Below are 21,140 nucleotides of genomic sequence, written 5' to 3' on the forward strand. Positions count from 1 at the left end.
GAACTGTCCCGCCCTTCAGATGTGCATTGCTTTGGAGGCAGCCATCGCGAGCAAGCTCGCTCCCACATTGATCTTGGTTGCTCACAAAATTTGTGCTCAAAGGAGATCCCCTGTGGGAGCGAGCTTGCTCGCGATTGGGGGCGCTGCGGTCTCAGTGTGAACTCAGTTAAACCAACCCGCCATTCACCCGCAAAATCTGCCCATTGACCCAACCCGAATCCGGCCCCGCCAGAAACGACACGACACGGGAAATGTCCTCCGGCTGCCCCAGACGCTCCAGCGGCGCCATCTTCGCAAAACTCTGAATCTGCTCCTCACTCTTGCCGTGCAAAAACAGCTCGGTCGCCACCGGCCCGGGAGCCACCGCGTTGACGGTGATGTTGCGCCCGCGCATTTCCTTGGCGAATACCTGGGTCAGAGATTCCACTGCCGCTTTGCTGGCGATGTACACCGCGTAGCCCGGCAGGTTCATGCCGACGGTGCTGCTGGAGAAGTTGATGATCCGGCCACCGCTGTTCAGGCGGGTCGCCGCTTCACGCAGGGTATTGAAGGTACCGCGAGCGTGGATGTTGAAGTTCTGCTCGAACAGTTCGTCGCTGTGTTGCGCCAGCGGCAGCACTTTGAGGATGCCGGCGTTGTTCACCAACACATCGACCTTGCCGAACTGGGTTTCAACCTCGTCGAACATCCGGCGTACGTCGTCGGCGTTGGCTACATCGGCCTTGATCGCCAGGGCCTGGTAACCGGCCTGACGCAGCTCCACCACCCGTTTCGAGGCTTCGGTGGCGCTGCTGGCGTAGTTGATGGCAACGGCGAAACCTTCGCTGGCCAGTTGTTTGGCGATGACCGCGCCAATGCCGCGGGAGGCGCCGGTCACGATGGCAACTTTCGGAGTTTGATGAGCCATGTTGGTGTTCCTGTTGATGGGGTGTGAAGCCAATTTCACATGTTTACTCAGGACGATAAATGCACGAGAGTTGCCTTGACTGTTCAATAATCGCCAACAATCGAGTGCCTGGAGTGAGCTGTGGACCAAGTCAAAGCGATGAGGGTTTTTGTGCGGATCTACGAGCGCAGCAGCTTCACGCAGGCTGCCGATGACCTGAACCTGCCACGCGCGACGCTGACCCACACCTTGAATCAGTTCGAGGCCTGGCTGGGTACGCGTTTGTTGGAGCGCAGCACGCGTAAAGTGCGTCCGACGCTGGATGGCGAGGCGTACTACCTGCGTTGCGTGCAACTGCTGGCAGAGCTGGAAGAAGCGGAATTGGCGTTTCGCGGTGTGGCTCCGAAGGGGCGGTTGCGGGTGGACTTGCACGGGACATTGGCCAAGCACTTCGTGATCCCGGCTTTGCCGCAATTCATGGCGCGTTATCCCGACATCGAGCTGTCCATCAGCGAGGCTGACCGCTTTGTCGACTTGATCGCCGAAGGCGTCGACTGCGTGCTGCGCGCCGGCACTTTGAGCGACTCCGCGCTGATCGGAAAACGTGTCGCCAACCTACGCCAGATCACCTGCGCCAGCCCTGCCTATCTGCGTAAAAACGGCGAGCCAAAAAGCCTCGACGACCTGAAGAACCACCGCGCGGTGAACTACGTCTCACGCACCACCGCCAAGTTGTTCCCGTTCGAATTCATGGTGGATGGCGAACTCAGGGAAGTGACCATCGATGGCGCCGTTTCGGTGTTCGGCGCCGAAATCTACGCAGCCTCGGCCATCGCCGGACTGGGCTTGATCCAGTGTCCGCATTACCGGATGGAAACGCAGATCGCCCAGGGGCTGGTGAAGGAAATCCTCACCGAGACACCGCCGCCGCCAATGCCGGTGTCAGTGCTTTATCCACACAATCGACACATGTCGCCACGGGTTCGGGTATTTGTGGATTGGTTGGGAGAGGTGTTTGCGCAGGCCCGGTAGCTGGTAAATGGGGAGCATGTGAAACGTTTCAGCCATTAGTCGAATCCGGGGTTTTCTGGCGTCTGTCCGGGCGTATGCTGGGCGACTGGCAAAGCAGTCGATACCAGATTCAAGACAGACAAGAGAGGATTCGATGACTTACACCGCTGCCGAAAACCGCTACGACTCTATCCCTTACCGCCGCGTGGGCCGCAGCGGCCTGGTGCTGCCGGCGCTGTCGTTGGGCCTGTGGCACAACTTCGGCGACAGCACGCCGATCGATACCCAGCGCGCGTTGTTGCGCACGGCATTCGATCTGGGCATCAACCATTTCGACCTGGCCAACAACTACGGCCCGCCGTATGGCAGCGCCGAGATCAACTTCGGCCGTTTACTGCGCGAAGACTTCAAGCAGTACCGCGACGAGCTGATCATTTCCAGCAAGGCCGGTTGGGACATGTGGCCCGGCCCTTACGGTCAGGGCGGCGGTTCGCGCAAGTACGTGCTGGCCAGCCTCGACCAGAGCCTGCAACGCCTGGGTGTGGAGTACGTCGACATCTTTTATTCCCACCGCTTCGATCCGGACACCCCGCTGGAAGAAACCGCCAGCGCACTGGCCACTGCGGTGCAGCAGGGCAAGGCGCTGTACATCGGCATTTCGTCCTATTCCGGGGTGAAAACCCGCGAAATGGCGGCGTTGCTCAAAGAGTGGAAAGTGCCGCTGCTGATTCACCAACCGGCCTACAACCTGCTCAATCGCTGGGTTGAAAAAGACCTGCTGGATACCACCGACGAACTCGGCACGGGCGTGATTGCCTTCACGCCGCTGGCGCAGGGATTGCTGACCGATAAATACCTCAACGGCGTGCCGACGGATGCACGGGTCAATCGTCCGGGCGGTGGTTCGTTGCAGGCATCGCACTTGTCCGAGGCCAACATCGCCCAGGTGCGGGCACTCAACGAAATCGCCAGGCGTCGTGGCCAGAGCCTGGCGCAACTGGCGCTGGCCTGGACCCTGCGCGATCCTCGGGTCACTTCGGCCTTGATTGGCGCAAGCCGGCCGGAGCAGATCATCGAGAACGTCGGGGCGTTGAAGAACCTGAGCTTTAGTGCAGAGGAACTGGCGGAGATTGACCGGTTTGCCCAGGAGGGCGGGATCAATCTTTGGGAGAAGCCTTCGACGGCGGAGTAACTTGTCGGCGTCAGTTCCGTCCCCATCGCGAGCAAGCTCGCTCCCCGTGTCGTACACAAAGCCTGTGAACACCGCCGAACCTGTGGGAGCGAGCTTGCTCGCGATGGGGCCATCAAGGTCAGTACAAAAACTGGCTGTTCACCGAAAGAAAGGCACATCCCCCAACACCGTCGCCCGCTGCATCACCCGCCGCGCCGGCCGGTAGTCATCCACTGCGTAATGCTGGGTCACGCGGTTATCCCAGAATGCGATGTCGTCTTTCTGCCAGCGCCAGCGAATGGTGAATTCCGGCCGCGTTGAATGGGCGAACAGGAACTTCAGAATCGCCTCGCTTTCGGTTTCCGACAGCTCGTTGATCTTCGAAGTGAAACCTTCGTTGACGAACAGCGAGCGGCGCCCGCTTACCGGGTGCGTGCGGATCACCGGGTGCGACAGCGGCGGATTCTTGCGCCGTGCTTCTTCCCACTGGGCCAGTGCCTGGGGCGTGTTGCCATAGCGCTCCAGCGGAAACGAACGGGTGAAGTCATGGGTGGCGGTCAGACCTTCGAGCAAGGTTTTCAGCGGCGTCGACAGGGCTTCATAGGCGGCAATCCCGCTGGCCCATAACGTGTCGCCACCAAACTCCGGCAGCAGCTTGGCACTGAGCACCGCGCCCATGGCCGGGGTCGGCAGGAAGGTCACGTCGGTGTGCCAGATCGCGTTGTCGCGCACGTCGGTGACGGCGGTGTCGAGGATCAGCACTTCCGGTTGTTCCGGCACATTGGGGTAGATCGGGTGAATGTGCAGGTCGCCGAAATTCGCGGCGAATCGCGCCTGTTGCTGTGGCGTGATCGGCTGGTCGCGGAAGAACAGCACCTGATGCTTGAGCAGGTCCTGTTCGATGGCATCGCGCTGTTCCAGGTTCAGCGGCTGGCTGATGTCGATGCCGCTGATCTGTGCGCCGAGGGCGGAGCTTAGGGGGACGATGGTCAAGTCACTCATGGTGATTCTCTTGAAATTCGGGGGTGTTGATTACTGTGGGAGCGAGCTTGCTCGCGATAGCGATATGTCAGTCACAACAGTGGTGTCTGACACTCTGCAATCGCGAGCAAGCTCGCTCCCACAGGGTTTCTTACAGGGTAATCATTCAGTGAACCTGACCATGCCACGGCACCAGTTTGCGTTGCAGGGCACGCAGGCCAAGCTCCATTGCGAAGGCGATCAGTGCGATCACCAGAATCCCCAGTACCACCACATCGGTGACCAAAAACTGCGCGGCCGATTGCACCATGAAGCCCAGTCCGCTGGTGGCGGCGATCAGTTCGGCGGCGACCAGCGTCGACCAACCTACGCCGAGACCGATACGTACACCGGTCAGGATATCCGGCAAGGCACTCGGCAAAATGACGTGGCGAATCAACTGCACGCGCGTTGCGCCGAGCGACTGCGCGGCACGCAGTTTGGCCGGGTCGACCGTGCGCACACCGGTGGCGGTGGCAATGGCAATCGGGGCGAAGATTGCCAGGTAGATCAGCAGCACTTTCGACAATTCACCGATGCCGCACCAGATCACGATCAGTGGCAAATAAGCCAACGGAGGAATCGGCCGGTAGAACTCGATCAGCGGGTCGAGCACACCACGGGCGATACGGTTGGCGCCGATGGCGATTCCCACCGGCACGGCGGTGAGAATCGCAACGCCGAGGCCCAGGCCGATGCGGCTCAGACTCGCGCCCAGGTGCTGCCACAGGGTTGAATCCATATAACCCGAGGTCGCCAGTAGCCAGCCTTTTTGCAGCACGGCGGAAGGTGGTGGCAGGAACAGCGGCTCGATCACGCCGGTCGCCGTCACGGCCCACCAAATAGCAACGAGAACGACCAGCGTCAGCACACTGATCCAGCGAGTGCTCAAACGGCGACTTGCCGGAATGACGGCTGAGCCTGGCGTTATCGCCGCGACGGGAATTTCGTAACTGCTCATGCGCGCTCCTGCCGCTGGGCGGCGCTGCGTTGGGAGAACACTTTGGCGAGTACGTGTTCGCGGGTTTCGATAAAACGCGGGTCGGACTTGATCGAGCGGGCCGACTCACCGGCGGCATAACGCTGACCGAAATCGAGGCTCAGGCGTTCGACGATTTGCCCCGGGTTGGGCGCCAACAAAATCAGGTCGGTGGCGAGGAACACGGCTTCTTCGATGTCGTGGGTGATCAGGAACACCGGCTTGGCGGTGCGTTGCCAGACTTGCAGCAACAGTTCCTGCATCTGCTCGCGGGTAAAGGCGTCGAGGGCGCCGAAAGGTTCGTCCATCAGCAACACGCGCGGGTCGGCGGCGAGGGCGCGAGCCAGGCCGACACGCTGCTTCTGGCCGCCCGAAAGCTGCCAGATGCGGCGCTGTTCAAAACCGGACAGATCGACCAGGGCGAGCATTTCCCTGGCGCGAGCTTCGCGTTTTTCCCGGGCGATACCGGCCAGCTCCAGGCCGAACCCGACGTTGGCCAGCACGTCTTGCCATGGCAGCAGCGCGTCGTCCTGGAACACCACGCCGCGCTCGGCACTCGGGCCTTTGACGGGCACGCCGTCGAGGGTGATGCGCCCGGCGCTGGGTTCGACGAAACCGGCAATCAGGTTCAACAGCGAAGTCTTGCCACTGCCGGACGGGCCGAGGGCGACCAGCAATTGCCGGGGCCCCAGGCTCAGGGAGACATCCGCCAACACCGGTTCCGGGTTGCCGGGGTACTGTGCGCTGATGCGCTCCAGCTGTAGCAAGGCCATCGCGTTGACTCCCGATCAGTTGGTGATGAACTTGGCGCTGACGTACGGCGCGTAGTCCGGCAGCACGGCCTCGACCTTGCCTTGTTCCTTGAGGAACGCAGCGGTGTCGGTGATGGCTTTGGTGGTCGGCGCGCCGAGGGTGAGCACCTGGTCAGCCGCCAGCGGGTAGACGTTGCCTTGCAGCAGCAATGGAATGTCACTGGCCTTGGCACCAGACAGTTTTACCAGCTTGTCGACGTTGCCCTGATTGGCGAGCCAGGCGTGCGGGTCTTTGCGGTAATCGGCGTAGGCGTCCAGAGTCACTTTGGCGAACGCGGTGACGATCTCCGGGTGCTTCTCGGCGAAATCCTTGCGCACGATCCAGGCATCGAAAGTCGGTGCGCCGAACTTGGCCAGCTCGCCGGAGGTGATTAGCACTTTGCCGTTTTCCTTGGCGACACCGAGGGCCGGATCCCAAACGTACGTGGCGTCGATGTCACCGCGTTTCCAGGCGGCAATGATCGCGGGTGGAGCCAGGTTGAGAACGGTGACTTTCGACGGGTCGATGTTCCAGTGCTTCAGCGCGGCGAGCAGGCTGTAGTGGCCGGTGGATACAAACGGCACGGCGATTTTCTTGCCGATCAGGTCTTGCGGGGTCTTGATCCCGGAACCGTCGCGGGCGACCAAGGCTTCGGCGGCGCCGATCTGGGTGGCGATGAGGAAGGTTTCTACCGGGACTTTGCGAGTGATGGCGGCGGTCAGGGGGCTGGAACCGAGGTAGCCGATCTGCACGTCACCAGAGGCGATGGCGGCGATGATATCGGCACCGTTGTCGAATTTTCGCCAGCTGATATCGGCCTTGGTGGCCTTTTCGTAGGCGCCGTCAGCCTGGGCGACTTTCGCCGGGTCAACGGTGGTCTGATAGGCGACGGTGAAGTCGGCCGCCTGGGCAAAAAAACTCGCGGTAGCCAAGGACGCGGCCGCCAGCAAGCGTAGAGGGAAAGTCAGTTTCATCAGAAAGCTCCTTGTCAGGCGACCGAGTGTCGGCGTGAGAAAGAGACTAAATGATCTAAGAATTAGAAAATAAATAACTTTTTCGAATTAGCTTATGAGAGGACAACTTGAGGAGCGACCGCTACGCGGTCATCGCGAGCAAGCTCGCTCCCACAGTGGACCATTGAACCCTGTGGGAGCGAGCTTGCTCGCGATAAGGTCCGCAGGACCTTCAGTTGCTGATCGCCAGAATGCTCGCCTGGTAGGCTCCGACAAACACATCGAAATCACCGACTTCGTTCTGCTCCAGCTCAGCCTGCTGAGCCAGCGACGAACGCGCCCGCTCTTCAAACTGCGCCTGTTCCTCAGCCGGCAACGGCTCGCTGCGGAAGAACTCGGCATGGGCCTGGCTCTGGCGCAGGGAGAACTGGGCAAAGCTTTCCTTGTGTTCGGCCATCGCTGCCAATACCTGGGCCGACGGTGTCAGGGACGGGTCCTGGACCTTGGCCATCTGGGCGTCCAGCGCCTTGCTGTGGGCATCGCTGCCATGGCTCTGGTCGAGCATCGCCGCCAGAGGGGCGATTTTTTCCAGCAGCTCGCCGGCCCATTCCTTCAGGTCAACCGACTGGCCATCCCGTTGCAGTTGCAGGCCCGGACGACGACCTTCCTTGACCACGCTGAGGAAGTTCGAAGTCGCGTTGCCGCAACTGGTGCTGGTGAGCAGCGGGCTGTCATTGAGCGCGCAGTACAGCAGGAACGCATCGAGGAAGCGTGACTCGGTCAGGTCGATGCCCATCGGCAGGAACGGGTTGATGTCCAGGCAGCGTACTTCGACGTACTGGATGCCACGGGCCATCAGTGCCTGGATAGGGCGCTCGCCGGTGTAGGTCACGCGTTTGGGGCGGATGTTGGAGTAGTACTCGTTTTCGATCTGCAGGATGTTGGTGTTGAGCTGCACCCACTCGCCATCCTGGTGGGTGCCGACTTCGACGTACGGCGCATACGGCGTAGCCACCGCTTTGCGCAGGCTGTCGGTGTAGCTGTTCAGATCGTTGTAGCACGGCGTCAGGCCGGCCTGGGCGTTGCTCTGGTAACCCAGGTCGCTCATGCGCAGGCTGGTGGCGTACGGCAGGTACAAGGTCTGCGGGTCCAGTTGTTCCAATTGGTGCGAACGACCACGCAGGAACCCGGCGTCCAGTGCCGGCGAGGCGCCGAACAGGTACATCAGCAGCCAGCTGTAGCGGCGGAAGTTACGGATCAGCGCGATATAGGACGATGACTGGAAGTCGCGGTCGGTGCCGACAAAGCCTTCGGCCTGCTTGAGCAACGGCCAGAGTTTTTCCGGCAGGGAAAAGTTGTAGTGGATGCCGGCAATGCATTGCATGGTCTTGCCGTAACGCAGGGCCAGACCCTTGCGGTAGACGTACTTGAGCTGCCCGATATTGGACGTGCCGTAATAGGCGATCGGGATATCTTCCTCGGCCGGCAACGGGCACGGCATCGATGGGCTCCACAGATACTCGTTGCCGAGCTTGCTGTAGGCAAAGCGGTGAATGCTGTCCAGGCTCGCCAGCGTATCGGCAGGATCGGGCAGGGCCGGGGTGATGAACTCCAGCAGCGACTCCGAATAGTCGGTGGTGATCTGTTCATTGGTCAGCGCGGAACCCAATTCTTCCGGGTGCGGCGTTTGCGCCAGGCGACCTTCATCGGTCACGCGCAGGCATTCACGTTCGATGCCGTGAAGGCACTGTTCGAGCAGAGAGAGGTTAGCGCGCTCGCCGAGCAGGGCCAGGCGGCGGTTGAGAAGTTCGCTCAAGTTGGATTCCTTCACGCGTCAGTCGCCCCAATATGGGGGTGGGCAAGACGGTCTACAAGGGTGAAGTTAAAACTGGCGTTTTCGCCTGGTTTTGTAGGAGCGAGCTTGCTCGCGAAGAGCCTGAGGGCGGCGCGTTCATTCAGAGAACACGCGTCATCGTTAACGTCCATCGCGAGCAAGCTCGCTCCTACAGGATGTATTGCGCTGAAATTAACTCAATTTGATGACGACTAGCTACAGGACAGCGAACGTGCCTTGTGCTTTTGCGACCAGTTTGTCGCCCTGCGTCACATCAGCCTCGACCACCAACGTGCGGCGGCCCGGATGAATCACCCGTGCCGTGCACATCACCTCGCCGTCAGAGACGGCGCGAATGTAGTTGATCTTGCACTCGATGGTCGCGCTCTGCTGGTCAAAGCCGTGGGTGCTGGAACAGGCCAGCCCCATGGCAATGTCCACCAGGCTGAACAAGGCCCCGCCGTGCAGCTTGCCGCCGCGATTGCGCAGCTCCGGTTCCAGCCCCAGTGCGACTTGCGCCACCCCGGTTTCCAGGCTGTGCAAGCGGCAGCCCAGTAGCTTGAAAAACGCGCTTTCGGTCAGCCCGGCGGGAATGTCCATCAACGTTTCTTCAGCTGCTTGGCATTGGCGAACAGCGAAGCCATGGCGTTGTTGCTCGGGGCCGCTGCCGTGGTTTCCTTGCGCGGTGCGGTGTTCTGGGATTGGCGTGGCGCCGAACCCGGACGTGCGCCGCGGGCACCGTCGATTTTCTCGCCCGGAGTGTCGCTCATGCGCATCGACAGGCCTACGCGTTTACGCGGGATGTCGACTTCCATGACCTTCACTTTCACCACGTCACCAGCCTTCACCGCTTCGCGAGGATCCTTGATGAACTTCTCCGAAAGCGCGGAGATGTGCACCAAACCGTCCTGATGCACACCGATATCGACGAAAGCACCGAAGTTGGTCACGTTGGTCACCACGCCTTCGAGGATCATGCCCAGCTGCAGGTCCTTGAGGTCTTCGACGCCTTCCTGGAACTCGGCGGTCTTGAACTCGGGGCGCGGGTCGCGACCGGGTTTTTCCAGTTCCTGGAGGATGTCGGTCACGGTCGGCAAACCGAAGGTTTCATCGGTGTACTTCTTCGGATCGAGACGCTTGAGGAACGCGGCATCGCCAATCAGCGAGCGAATGTCACGGTCGGTTTCGGCGGCGATGCGCTGAACCAGCGGATAGGCTTCCGGGTGAACCGCCGACGAGTCCAACGGGTTTTCGCCGTTCATGACGCGCAGGAATCCGGCGGCCTGTTCGAAGGTTTTTTCACCCAGGCGCGCGACTTTCTTCAAGGCTGCGCGAGTCTTGAATGCGCCGTGCTCATCGCGGTGGCTGACGATGTTCTGCGCCAGGGTCGCGTTGAGGCCGGAGATCCGTGCCAGCAGTGCCACGGAAGCCGTGTTCACGTCGACGCCGACGGCGTTCACGCAGTCCTCGACCACCGCATCCAGGCCACGGGCCAGTTTCAGCTGTGACACGTCGTGCTGGTACTGGCCGACACCGATGGATTTCGGATCGATCTTCACCAGCTCGGCCAACGGGTCTTGCAGGCGACGGGCAATCGACACGGCGCCACGGATCGACACGTCCAGGTCCGGGAATTCCTTGGAAGCCAGTTCCGAGGCGGAGTAAACCGATGCGCCAGCCTCGGAAACCATGACCTTGGTCATTTTCATGGCTGGGTATTTTTTGATCAGTTCAGCGGCCAGCTTGTCGGTTTCGCGGCTGGCGGTACCGTTGCCGATGGCGATCAGGTCCACCGAGTGCTTGGCGCACAGGGCGGCGAGCACGGCGAGGGTCTGGTCCCACTTGTTGTGCGGCACGTGCGGGTAAACCGTGGCGTGATCCAGCAGCTTGCCGGTCGAGTCGACCACGGCGACCTTGCAACCGGTGCGCAGGCCCGGGTCGAGACCCAAAGTGGCGCGCGGGCCGGCCGGGGCCGACAGCAGCAGGTCGTGCAGGTTGTGGGCGAATACGTTGATCGCTTCGGTTTCCGCGCCATCGCGCAGTTCACCCAACAGGTCAGTCTCCAGGTGGGTGTAGAGCTTGACCTTCCAGGTCCAGCGCACCACTTCGCCCAGCCATTTGTCGGCGGCGCGGTTCTGGTTCTGGATGCCGAATTGCTGGCCGATCATGCCTTCGCACGGGTGCATGGTGCCCGGCAGTTCGTCGCCGACTTTCAGCGCGGAGCTGAGGATGCCTTCGTTACGGCCACGGAAAATCGCCAGCGCGCGGTGCGACGGCATGCTTTTGAGCGGTTCGTCGTGTTCGAAGTAATCGCGGAACTTGGCGCCTTCCTCTTCCTTGCCGGCAATCACGCGGGCACTGAGAGTGGCTTCCTGCTTGAGGTAGCTGCGCAGCTTGTCCAGCAGGCCGGCGTCTTCGGCGAAGCGTTCCATCAGGATGTACTTGGCGCCTTCGAGGGCAGCCTTCACATCGGCCACGCCTTTTTCCGCGTCGATGAAGCGTGCGGCTTCGGTTTCCGGGCTCAGGGACGGGTCGTTGAACAGGCCGTCGGCCAGCTCGCCCAGGCCTGCTTCCAGGGCGATCTGGCCCTTGGTGCGGCGCTTCTGCTTGTACGGCAGGTACAAGTCTTCGAGACGGGTCTTGGTGTCGGCGAGCTTGATGTCGCGTTCAAGTTGCGGGGTCAGCTTGCCCTGCTCCTGGATGCTGGCGAGGATGCTGATACGCCGTTCGTCGAGTTCTCGCAGGTAGCGCAGGCGCTCTTCCAGATGACGCAATTGTGTATCGTCGAGGCTGCCGGTCACTTCTTTCCGGTAACGGGCGATGAAGGGAACGGTAGAGCCTTCATCGAGTAGCGCGACGGCCGCTTCGACCTGTTGTGGGCGTACACCGAGTTCCTCGGCGATGCGGCTGTTGATGCTGTCCATAAAACCACCTGACAAATTGTGAAAGCAGGCTCGCAGGCGCAGAGATAGGGCCTGGGCGAGTCTGGTTGAGCGGCCTGGCCTGCGCCGCTACCTGGATCAAAAGGTATCCCGTTGACCCGTGAAATCGAACAATTACTGCCGACGCCATGAAAAAAAATGGTGTCCGTCTGTAGTACCTGTCTGATGTTGCCTGACACAAAAGGCCGCGCATTATAACCAGCGTTCCGGCATTCGGGGACATCGCGGGTTGCAGGTGAAATGGCCGGTTTTCTGGCACTAAAGGAAAAATCTGCTAACAATGCACACGGTGCGTATAACGGCAGCTACGCCATAATGCGCGCCGAGATCAAAGGAGCATCCAATGAGCAGCACTGCACAAACTGCTGAAGGCGAAAAAATTCTTATTGTTGACGACGATCCTGGGCTCAGCAGCCTGCTGGAGCGTTTTTTCGTCAGCAAGGGCTACCGCGCCCGCGCCGTACCGAACACTGAGCAAATGGATCGCCTGCTGGCGCGCGAAGTGTTCAACCTGGTCGTACTCGACCTGATGCTGCCCGGTGAAGACGGCTTGACCGCCTGCCGCCGTCTGCGCGGCGCGAACAACCAGATTCCGATCATCATGCTGACCGCCAAGGGCGATGAGCTGAGCCGCATCAAGGGCCTGGAGCTGGGTGCCGACGATTACCTGGCCAAGCCGTTCAACCCCGATGAGCTGATGGCTCGCGTCAAAGCGGTCCTGCGTCGCCAGTCGGCTCCGGTGCCGGGCGCGCCAGGCAGCGAAGACGAAAGCGTGACCTTCGGTGACTATGAATTGTCCCTGGCTACCCGCGAGCTCAAGCGCGGCGAAGAAGTGCACATGCTCACCACCGGTGAGTTCGCTGTACTCAAGGCCCTGGTGATGAACGCGCGTCAACCGCTGACCCGCGACAAATTGATGAACCTGGCCCGTGGTCGCGAGTGGGATGCCCTGGAGCGTTCCATCGATGTGCAGATTTCCCGTCTGCGCCGGATGATCGAGCCCGATCCGTCCAAACCGCGATACATCCAGACTGTCTGGGGCGTGGGTTACGTGTTTGTACCGGATGGTACCGCCACCAAGTGATTGGCGATTTGTAGGAGCGGGTCACGCGGACAACGGATCAATCGATCCTGTCCGCAGACTCGCGATCCGCAATATGCGAGCATCGCTCGCTCCTGCAAGTGTTTAACGGTTATCCATGAAAACCCCCGTTTGGTTTCCCCAGAGCTTCTTCTCCCGCACCCTTTGGCTGGTGCTCATCGTCGTACTCTTCTCCAAGGCGCTGACCCTGGTTTATCTGCTGATGAACGAAGACGTGCTGGTGGACCGCCAGTACAGCCACGGTGTCGCCCTGACGCTGCGTGCCTATTGGGCTGCCGATGAAGAAAACCGCGGCAAGATCGCCGAGGCCGCGACCTTGATCCGGGTGGTGGGTGCCGGCGTGCCAGAAGGCGAACAGCACTGGCCTTACAGCGAAATCTACCAGCGGCAGATGCAGGCGGAGTTGGGTGCCGACACTGAAGTCCGGCTGCGCATGCATTCACCACCGGCGCTGTGGGTCCGGGCGCCAAGTCTGGGTGATGGCTGGCTGAAAGTACCGCTTTATCCCCATCCGTTGCGCGGCCAGAAAATCTGGAACGTGCTGGGCTGGTTCCTCGCTATTGGCCTGCTGTCTACCGCTTCGGCCTGGATCTTCGTCAGCCAGCTCAATCAACCTTTGAAGCGTCTGGTGTATGCCGCGCGGCAACTTGGCCAGGGCCGCAGTGTGCGCCTGCCAATCAGCGATACGCCGAGCGAGATGACCGAGGTTTACCGCGCCTTCAACCAGATGGCTGAAGACGTCGAACAGGCCGGTCGCGAGCGTGAACTGATGCTGGCCGGGGTTTCCCATGATTTGCGCACGCCGTTGACGCGATTGCGTCTGTCCCTGGAGCTGATGGGCGATCACACGGACCTGACCGACGACATGGTGCGTGACATCGAAGACATGGATGCGATTCTCGATCAGTTCCTGGCGTTCATTCGTGACGGGCGCGACGAGTCGGTGGAAGAGGTTGACCTGAGCGACCTGGTCCGTGAAGTTGCCGCGCCGTATAACCAGAGCGAAGAAAAAGTGCGGCTGCGCCTGGAGCCTATCCAGCCGTTTCCGCTGCGTCGGGTATCGATGAAGCGACTGTTGAACAACCTGATCGGCAACGCGCTGCATCATGCCGGCAGCGGTGTGGAGGTGGCGGCGTATGTGTCCGGGGATACCAGCGCACCGTATGTAGTGCTGAGTGTCATGGACCGTGGTGCCGGGATCGATCCTTCGGAGCTGGAGGCGATTTTCAACCCGTTCACCCGCGGTGACCGTGCCCGGGGTGGCAAGGGCACCGGGTTGGGATTGGCGATCGTGAAGCGGATTGCCTCGATGCATGGCGGCAACGTTGAGCTGCGTAACCGCTCGGGCGGTGGGCTGGAAGCTCGGGTGCGGTTGCCGTTGGGGTTGCTGCTGCCGCGGGATGCCGTTTAAGGCCTGATTTTTTCAGTGGGGCTGACGGCCCCTTCGCGGGCAAGCCCGCTCCCACAGTGATTTTGGCTAAAACCCTGTGGGAGCGAGCTTGCTCGCGATGGCGGCATCCCTGCCGCCACAAGGCTTGAGGTTTAACCCTTCCCTTTGGTCCGAGTCATATTCGGCCCGCCATTCTTCTCCAGATGCTCAATGATGATCCCCGCCACATTCTTCCCGGTGGTGGTCTCAATTCCCTCCAGACCCGGCGACGAGTTAACTTCCATCACCAACGGCCCGTGATTGGAGCGCAGGATATCGACGCCTGCCACCGCCAGCCCCATGACCTTCGCCGCACGTAACGCCGTCATGCGCTCTTCCGGGGTGATCTTGATCAGGCTCGCGCTGCCACCGCGATGCAGGTTGGAGCGAAATTCGCCGGGTTTGGCCTGGCGCTTCATCGCTGCAATCACCTTGTCGCCGACGACGAAGCAGCGAATGTCCGCACCACCGGCTTCCTTGATGTACTCCTGAACCATGATGTTCTGCTTGAGGCCCATGAACGCCTCGATCACCGATTCCGCGGCCGTGGCGGTTTCGCACAGCACCACGCCGATGCCTTGGGTGCCTTCCAGCACCTTGATCACCAACGGCGCACCGTTGACCATTTCGATCAGGTCGGGAATGTCATCGGGGGAGTGGGCAAACCCGGTCACCGGCAAGCCGATCCCGCGACGGGACAACAATTGCAGCGAACGCAGCTTGTCCCGCGAACGGGCAATGGCCACCGATTCGTTGAGCGGAAATACCCCCATCATTTCGAACTGGCGCAGCACTGCGCAGCCATAAAAGGTCACGGATGCACCGATCCGTGGAATCACCGCATCGAAACCCTCCAGCGGTTTGCCGCGGTAGTGGATCTGTGGCTTGTGGCTGGCAATGTTCATGTAGGCGCGCAAAGTGTCGACCACCACCATTTCATGGCCACGCTCGGTACCGGCTTCGACCAGACGACGGGTGGAATACAGACGCGGATTCCGCGACAGCACAGCGATCTTCATGCAACACCTGTGGAGGAGGTAGATACCGGGAACACCGGCTTGTCTTGTACGTACTTGATGCCCGGATTGACTACCAACTGGCCGTGAATCAGGGCTTTGGAGCCGAGCAGCAGGCGATAACGCATGGACTTGCGGCAGGCGAGCGTGAACTCGACCCGCCAGACCCGATCACCAAGGGCCAGGGTAGTGCTGATCACGTATCGCACCTGCGCGTGACCGTTTGAGCTTTTAATGGTTTTCATCGTCACCAGCGGTGCTTCGCAGCGTCGGTGGCGCAGTTGTACGACGGAACCCAGGTGGGCGGTAAAACGCACCCACTGCTCACCATCGCGCTCGAACGGCTCGATTTCGGTGGCGTGGAGGCTTGAGGTGCTGGCACCGGTGTCGATTTTTGCCCGAAGGCCGGCGACTCCCAAATCCGGGAGCGCCACCCACTCGCGCAGACCGACAACGGTCAAATGGTCAAATGTCTTCAATAGTGCTCAACCGGTAGAAACCGCTCGGGCCGCACGCGGCCGGATTCGCGGTATTCACGCAGAATAATGATTAAAAGGCGACAGATATCTACGGCCCGGATTTCCAGCCTCGCAAGGAGGTTATGGAATGTCAGCATTGTAATCCGAGACGGTGAAATTCTTGGTACGTCAGAAACGGTAGTACAGTTCACCAATATTTCAGAATGAGGAAATTCCATGGCACAAAAAAACGAAGAGGACGACAAAGTCCGCCTCGATAAATGGTTGTGGGCTGCACGATTCTACAAAACCCGCGCCCTGGCCAAGGCAGCGATTGAAAGCGGCAAGGTGCATTGCCGGGGCGAGCGCTGCAAGCCGGGTAAAGAGCCACGGGTCGGCGATGAGTTTGTGATTCGCACCGGTTTCGAGGAGCGCACAGTGGTGGTCCAGGCGTTATCGATCGTTCGCCGCGGCGCGCCGCAGGCGCAGACCTTGTATGCCGAGACCCTGACCAGCATCGCCAAGCGCGAAGAGGCCGCTGCGCAAAGAAAGGCCGGAGCCCTGGGCGTGAGCACCGACGGTAAGCCGAGCAAGAAACAGCGGCGGGATTTGTTCAAGTTTCGTGGCAGCAGTAACGACGACTAATACAGATATTTCTCGGGCGACTGCCAGGCCGCTATCGCGGACAAGCCCGTTCCCACAAGGGTTTGTGTCATTTCTGTGGGAGCGTGGATTGCCTGCGGTCGAGTGCGCGACACTCGCCAGGTTTCACCGCGCCTTCAGGCCAAGACTTGCAATTGACCCGGTGCGCATCCATATCTGTGCTTCGCCAGCAGTGCATCGCATGGACGATATCGCCGCTCGTCGAAAATCACACACAGTCTCTGATCTGTAGGCCATAACCACATTGCCAGCAGTGCAGGGCGGGAAACGACCCGGAACCCATCAGCGCTTGTTCCACCTGCTTGGATCAGGCCCGGATTGTTCATAAAATGCCTGTCATGGCTGAACGTTGCGCACCCGAGTGGTCGCGCAAGGTAAATTTCTTGTTTCCTGTAACCATTTTCACTACTTCAGATACCCAGACCTATGACCGATCACGCGGATAACGACTTCACACAACGCTTCATCTTCGATGACAGCGACACCCGTGGCGAGCTGGTTTCGTTGGAGCTCAGCTACGCCGAAGTCCTGGCCAAACACGCCTACCCGCAGCCGGTCGCGCAACTGCTCGGCGAGCTGATGGCGGCCGCATCGTTGCTGGTCGGCACGATGAAGTTCGATGGCTTGCTGATTCTGCAAGCCCGCTCCGAAGGCCCGATCCCGCTGCTGATGATCGAGTGCTCCAGCGAGCGCGACATCCGTGGCCTGGCCCGTTACGAGGCGGATCGCATCGCTCCCGATGCCACCCTGGCCGACCTGATGCCTGAAGGCGTTCTGGCATTGACCATCGACCCGAAACAGGGCCAGCGCTACCAGGGCATCGTCGACCTCGACGGCGCCACCCTGTCCGAATGCTTCACCAACTATTTCGTCATGTCCCAGCAAGTCGGCACGCGTTTCTGGCTGTACGCCGATGGTCGTCGTGCCCGTGGCCTGTTGCTGCAACAACTGCCGGCCGATCGTTTGAAAGACGAAGACGAACGCGCTGCCAGCTGGCAGCACATCACCACCCTGGGCGGTACGCTGACCGCCGATGAGCTGTTGAGCCTGGACAACGAAACCGTGCTGCATCGCCTGTACCACGACGAGCAGGTGCGTCTGTTCGATGTGCAGAAGCTGGGCTTCCGTTGCAGTTGCTCGCGCGAACGTTCGGCCAATGCGCTGGTCAGTCTGGGTATGGAAGACGCGCAGCAATTGGTGGAGGAACACGGTGGCAACATCGAAATCGATTGCCAGTTCTGCAACCAGCGCTACCTGTTTGACGCGGCCGATGTCACTCAATTGTTCGCAGGCGCGGGTATCGAGACGCCGTCAGATACCCGTCACTAAAACGGTTCAGCGCAGGTAAATTCACTGCCTTGCGCCGGATTAACGCCGTTACGACAGGAGGGGCCTACTCTTTTTGGGCTTTTCTGGCATAATCCGGCCCACTTTTTTCGCGGTAGTAGTGCACGACTTTCTACTACAAAAACGTTTGGAGCACTCGGCCACTGGCCGACGGGGAACCTCATGACGCAAGCCAACAATGCCGTGTACACCGATCTGAGTGTTGATGATCTGGTTAAAGAAGCCCTCAATCGCGGTGAAGGCGAGCTTGCCGATACCGGCGCACTGGTTGTTCGTACCGGTCACCGTACCGGCCGTTCGCCAGTCGACCGTTTCATCGTTGAAGAGCCAAGCACCCAGGCTGCCATTGCCTGGGGCCCGATCAACCGCAAGTTCCCGGCCGACAAGTTCGACGCCCTGTGGGCTCGCGTTGAGGCATTCAACAACGCGCAAGAGCATTTCGTTTCCCACGTGCATGTAGGTGCGGCTTCCGAGCACTACCTGGCCGTGAAGATGACCACCCAGACTGCCTGGCAGAACCTGTTCGGCCGTTGCCTGTTCATCAACCCGGCTCAGTACAACCCGGCGGGTCGTGACGAGTGGCAGGTCCTCAACGTTGCCAACTTCGAGTGCGTGCCAGAGCGTGACTGCACCAACTCCGACGGCTGTGTGATCATCAACTTCGCACAGAAGAAAGTGCTGATCGCCGGCATGCGTTACGCCGGTGAAATGAAGAAAGCCATGTTCTCGGTGCAGAACTTCCTGCTGCCGGCTGCCGACGTACTGCCAATGCACTGCGCCGCCAACATCGGCGAAGAAGGCGACGTGACCCTGTTCTTCGGTCTGTCCGGCACTGGTAAAACCACCCTGTCGGCCGACGAAAGCCGTTACCTGATCGGTGACGACGAGCACGGCTGGGGCGAAGGCGTTGTGTTCAACATCGAAGGCGGTTGCTATGCCAAGTGCATCGACCTGTCCGAGAAGAACGAGCCGGTTATCTGGAAAGCCATCAAGCACGGCGCGGTATTGGAAAACGTCGTTATCGACGACGCCAAGCACGCCGACTATGCCGATGTCAGCCTGACCCAGAACAGCCGCGCCGCCTACCCGCTGGAGCACGTTGCCAAGCGCTCCGAGAAGAACCTCGGTGGCGAGCCGAACGCTGTGATCTTCCTGACCTGCGACCTGACCGGCGTACTGCCGCCAGTGTCGATCCTCAACGAAGAACAAGCGGCTTACCACTTCCTCTCCGGTTACACCGCACTGGTCGGTTCGACCGAAATGGGTTCGGGCAGCGGCATCAAGTCGACCTTCTCCACCTGCTTCGGCGCGCCGTTCTTCCCGCGTCCAGCCGGCGAATACGCTGAGTTGCTGATCAAGCGCATCCGCGGCTTCGGCTCCAAGGTCTACCTGGTCAACACCGGCTGGACCGGCGGTGGCTACGGCGTCGGCAAACGCTTCAACATCCCGACCACTCGTGCCGTGATCGCAGCGATCCAGAGCGGCGCGCTGATCGGTACCGAGACCGAGCACCTGGACACCATCAACCTCGACGTGCCAGTGGCCGTACCGGGCGTTGAGACTGGCCTGCTGAACCCACGCAACACCTGGGCCGACAAGTCATCCTACGACGAAGCCGCCAAAGCACTGGCCGGCCTGTTCATCGAGAACTTCAAGAAGTTCGAAGTGAGCGACGCGATCAAGGCTGCTGGTCCAAAGCTGTAAGCGCTGGATTGAGCTAACGAAAAAGCCGCCCCTCGGGGCGGTTTTTTTTGTGCGCGAAATTCAGTTTTTCGCGGGCAAGTCAGAATGCGTCGGGCCGTTACAGGCCTTCGAGCTCATCCGTGTCCCAGCGTTGGGCCTTGATGGCCCGGTAGAGCATGCCGATGGTCAATGGCACCTTCTCGCCGCGACCCTTGGCTTTTCGCTTTAGATTCACGTCAAAGCCGTCGGGCTGGAAATAGCGATAACTGTCGAAATCCACGAAGTCGATGACGAAGTAGTCTTCCAGAGTTTCGATCAAATGCCGGGCGTCTGCACCGTTGCAGCCCAGGTCGAAATTGATCGAGGTGCCGAGGCTGATGGTTTTGCGTTCGGGGAAGCCGAGTTCTTCATGCAACAGTTGCATGAGTTGCTGCATCAAGTGGTCGTCGGGGAGGTTGGGGGCGAGGTTCATTGGGGGAGATCCGTTTGGTCCTTAACGGATCTTATTGGTCGTCGGACTTGAGAGGAAGGGCCGGCTGAGTTGATTGCTCCCGGCTCAGCATTTTCAGTTTGCAAGGAGGACCGACGTTCATCCCGTAGGACCTCGTTCATTTGTTGCACGCTTTCCATTAGCTCATCAAAAAAACTGCTCATGTTTACCTACTGCATCTGATGAGGACATTGAGTGGTTTGTTTCCATCGGAGCAATTCTTGTTTCTAGATCGCTCCTGCGCAGTGCGTGGGAGCGATCTCCATTAAAGATCAGACCGGGGCTTTCCAGTTGAGCATGCGTTGTTGGGCGACTTTGAGCAGGTCGCAGCCGTCCTGGGTCAGCAGGTAGAGGGCGTGGGTGATGTGCGGGATGTCTTTGAGGTCGCCGTGTTTGAAGCATTGGCAGTGCAGGGTTTGCAGCAATTCGCTGGAGGCCCGGATGCGCTGGAGGGCGGCTTCGAGGATGTCTTGGGGGTTGGCTTCTGTGTCGATGATCAGGGGCTGGGTATCGGTTAAGTTCGTTTTGAGTGGACGATATCGATTTGGAAACGGATTTAGCGTGGTCACTGAAGAACACCTCTAGTAAGTGGAAATAAGCGTTCTCTTTTTTGTCGAGTGACCAAGCCCGAGTCGCTGATTTGGCAGCGGCACTCCGGACTATAGGAGTGGGTCACTGTTCATCGATAGCCGACAAGGTGTCTTGTTTTGTAGGACCTTGCCGAAGCTTTCATAGGTCGTTGCTGACGGAGTTATCCACAGCGAGATTTCCAGAATTTGCTTGTCCTCAGAAGGACCGCGTTATCGTTCATCGCGAGCAAGCTCGCTCCCACAGGAGATTGTGGTGGGGCTTCAGTTGGTGAATTTCGGCAGGCGCTGCCGGGCGATGTCGAGCAGGTCGTTGCCGTCCTGGGTCAGCAGGTACAGGGCGCCGACGATCTTGGGGATGTCGCTCGCTTCGGCCTGTTTGAAACACGTGCAATAAAGGGTTTCGAGCAGGTCGCTGGCGGCGCGTATGCGTTGTCGGGCGGCGTCGAGGATCTCGTAGGGGTCGGCCTCGGTATCGATGACCAGCACTGGGGTTTCGCTGTAGCGGCTCTTGAGCGGGTGATAGCGGGCTGTCGGCGTGTCGGCTTTTTTCATCGAGTGGGTCCTGTGCGAAATCGGCAAGTGTTCCCGGCAGGCCGAGACACTGTTTTCAGCCGCGCCGGAAACTATAGGAGGACCTGGCGTTGCAGGACAAGATGGCTGAAATGGACAGGCGTTGTAGGGTATTTATCGTGTTCCGAGGAAAAGGCTTACACATTTTCGGAGGTTTGTGCGCCGTAGCCGCTGCCGGTAAAAATGCCTACGGGCTTATCAGTC

The 21,140-nt window shown here is 60.0% G+C and carries 20 protein-coding genes; 7 read left to right on the forward strand and 13 right to left on the reverse strand.

Annotated features, from left to right (window positions below; translation table 11 throughout):
• Positions 1–166: 166 nt before the first annotated feature.
• Entirely contained in the window at positions 167–907 is a 741-nt protein-coding gene (locus AC1RP7_RS06620) for an SDR family oxidoreductase (RefSeq protein WP_493181496.1), read from the reverse strand.
• 120 nt (positions 908–1,027) lie between these two features.
• Between AC1RP7_RS06620 and AC1RP7_RS06625 the strand changes: the two genes are divergently transcribed.
• Entirely contained in the window at positions 1,028–1,918 is an 891-nt protein-coding gene (locus AC1RP7_RS06625; RefSeq protein WP_429522260.1) for a LysR family transcriptional regulator, read from the forward strand.
• 133 nt (positions 1,919–2,051) lie between these two features.
• Positions 2,052–3,089 carry an L-glyceraldehyde 3-phosphate reductase gene (mgrA, locus tag AC1RP7_RS06630; RefSeq protein WP_493181497.1) on the forward strand — a complete coding sequence of 346 codons (1,038 nt, stop codon included), beginning with the start codon at positions 2,052–2,054 and terminating at the stop codon, positions 3,087–3,089.
• A 138-nt stretch (positions 3,090–3,227) separates the two neighbouring features.
• Here mgrA and tauD read toward each other — a convergent pair whose 3' ends face one another.
• The 7 genes from tauD to AC1RP7_RS06665 all read right to left on the reverse strand — a co-directional run bounded on the left by tauD (position 3,228) and on the right by AC1RP7_RS06665 (position 11,570).
• Entirely contained in the window at positions 3,228–4,070 is an 843-nt protein-coding gene (gene tauD / locus AC1RP7_RS06635; protein ID WP_493181498.1) for a taurine dioxygenase, read from the reverse strand.
• Between the two features lie 145 nt (positions 4,071–4,215).
• Positions 4,216–5,049, reverse strand: a complete 834-nt coding sequence (tauC, locus tag AC1RP7_RS06640) for a taurine ABC transporter permease TauC (RefSeq protein WP_493181499.1) — start codon at positions 5,047–5,049, stop codon at positions 4,216–4,218.
• Positions 5,046–5,840, reverse strand: a complete 795-nt coding sequence (gene tauB, locus AC1RP7_RS06645) for a taurine ABC transporter ATP-binding subunit (RefSeq protein ID WP_223502486.1) — start codon at positions 5,838–5,840, stop codon at positions 5,046–5,048. The genes tauC and tauB overlap by 4 nt, the downstream gene beginning before the upstream one ends.
• A gap of 15 nt (positions 5,841–5,855) precedes the next feature.
• Positions 5,856–6,833 (reverse strand): taurine ABC transporter substrate-binding protein, encoded by a 978-nt coding sequence (gene tauA, locus AC1RP7_RS06650; protein ID WP_349734782.1) that lies wholly within the window; start codon positions 6,831–6,833, stop codon positions 5,856–5,858.
• Positions 6,834–7,044: 211 nt separating this feature from the next.
• A complete protein-coding gene (gshA, locus tag AC1RP7_RS06655; protein ID WP_218495342.1) occupies positions 7,045–8,628 on the reverse strand; it encodes a glutamate--cysteine ligase in 1,584 nt (527 codons plus the stop codon).
• A 234-nt stretch (positions 8,629–8,862) separates the two neighbouring features.
• Positions 8,863–9,246 carry a PaaI family thioesterase gene (locus tag AC1RP7_RS06660; protein WP_489339558.1) on the reverse strand — a complete coding sequence of 128 codons (384 nt, stop codon included), beginning with the start codon at positions 9,244–9,246 and terminating at the stop codon, positions 8,863–8,865.
• A complete protein-coding gene (locus tag AC1RP7_RS06665) occupies positions 9,246–11,570 on the reverse strand; it encodes a Tex family protein (RefSeq protein ID WP_102670685.1) in 2,325 nt (774 codons plus the stop codon). Before AC1RP7_RS06665 ends, AC1RP7_RS06660 begins: the two co-directional genes overlap by 1 nt.
• Before the next feature lie 361 nt (positions 11,571–11,931).
• Between AC1RP7_RS06665 and ompR the strand changes: the two genes are divergently transcribed.
• Both ompR and AC1RP7_RS06675 read left to right on the forward strand, forming a co-directional pair.
• Positions 11,932–12,672 (forward strand): osmolarity response regulator transcription factor OmpR, encoded by a 741-nt coding sequence (ompR, locus tag AC1RP7_RS06670; RefSeq protein ID WP_007983158.1) that lies wholly within the window; start codon positions 11,932–11,934, stop codon positions 12,670–12,672.
• 115 nt (positions 12,673–12,787) lie between these two features.
• Positions 12,788–14,101 (forward strand): ATP-binding protein, encoded by a 1,314-nt coding sequence (locus tag AC1RP7_RS06675; RefSeq protein ID WP_057712466.1) that lies wholly within the window; start codon positions 12,788–12,790, stop codon positions 14,099–14,101.
• A 131-nt stretch (positions 14,102–14,232) separates the two neighbouring features.
• Here the strand turns inward: AC1RP7_RS06675 and rimK are convergent, their stop codons facing one another.
• Together rimK and rimB are read right to left on the reverse strand one after the other, a co-directional pair.
• On the reverse strand, positions 14,233–15,138 hold the full coding sequence (rimK, locus tag AC1RP7_RS06680) for a 30S ribosomal protein S6--L-glutamate ligase (protein ID WP_007972871.1): 906 nt from the start codon (positions 15,136–15,138) through the stop codon (positions 14,233–14,235).
• Complete coding sequence (gene rimB / locus AC1RP7_RS06685) at positions 15,135–15,614, reverse strand: retropepsin-like aspartic endopeptidase RimB (RefSeq protein ID WP_007983163.1); 480 nt, start codon at positions 15,612–15,614, stop codon at positions 15,135–15,137. The genes rimK and rimB overlap by 4 nt, the downstream gene beginning before the upstream one ends.
• A 216-nt stretch (positions 15,615–15,830) precedes the next feature.
• Between rimB and AC1RP7_RS06690 the strand changes: the two genes are divergently transcribed.
• The 3 genes from AC1RP7_RS06690 (at position 15,831) to AC1RP7_RS06700 (ending at position 19,307) form a co-directional block, all read left to right on the forward strand.
• Positions 15,831–16,238, forward strand: coding sequence for an RNA-binding S4 domain-containing protein (locus AC1RP7_RS06690; protein WP_340312551.1), 408 nt, complete (start codon positions 15,831–15,833; stop codon positions 16,236–16,238).
• Positions 16,239–16,682: 444 nt separating this feature from the next.
• Positions 16,683–17,585, forward strand: a complete 903-nt coding sequence (gene hslO / locus AC1RP7_RS06695) for an Hsp33 family molecular chaperone HslO (RefSeq protein WP_493181500.1) — start codon at positions 16,683–16,685, stop codon at positions 17,583–17,585.
• Between the two features lie 180 nt (positions 17,586–17,765).
• Positions 17,766–19,307 carry a phosphoenolpyruvate carboxykinase gene (locus AC1RP7_RS06700; RefSeq protein ID WP_493181501.1) on the forward strand — a complete coding sequence of 514 codons (1,542 nt, stop codon included), beginning with the start codon at positions 17,766–17,768 and terminating at the stop codon, positions 19,305–19,307.
• 97 nt (positions 19,308–19,404) lie between these two features.
• Here AC1RP7_RS06700 and AC1RP7_RS06705 read toward each other — a convergent pair whose 3' ends face one another.
• The 3 genes from AC1RP7_RS06705 to AC1RP7_RS06715 form a co-directional block, all read right to left on the reverse strand.
• Complete coding sequence (locus AC1RP7_RS06705) at positions 19,405–19,758, reverse strand: DUF1493 family protein (RefSeq protein ID WP_493181502.1); 354 nt, start codon at positions 19,756–19,758, stop codon at positions 19,405–19,407.
• A 290-nt stretch (positions 19,759–20,048) separates the two neighbouring features.
• The gene (locus tag AC1RP7_RS06710; protein ID WP_493181503.1) at positions 20,049–20,345 is read right to left on the reverse strand and encodes a hypothetical protein; all 297 of its coding nucleotides are present in this window, start codon (positions 20,343–20,345) and stop codon (positions 20,049–20,051) included.
• 282 nt (positions 20,346–20,627) lie between these two features.
• On the reverse strand, positions 20,628–20,918 hold the full coding sequence (locus tag AC1RP7_RS06715; RefSeq protein WP_218495335.1) for a hypothetical protein: 291 nt from the start codon (positions 20,916–20,918) through the stop codon (positions 20,628–20,630).
• Between the last annotated feature and the right edge of the window lie 222 nt (positions 20,919–21,140).

The sequence above is a fragment of the Pseudomonas sp. GW822-FHT01E03 genome (assembly GCF_058802985.1).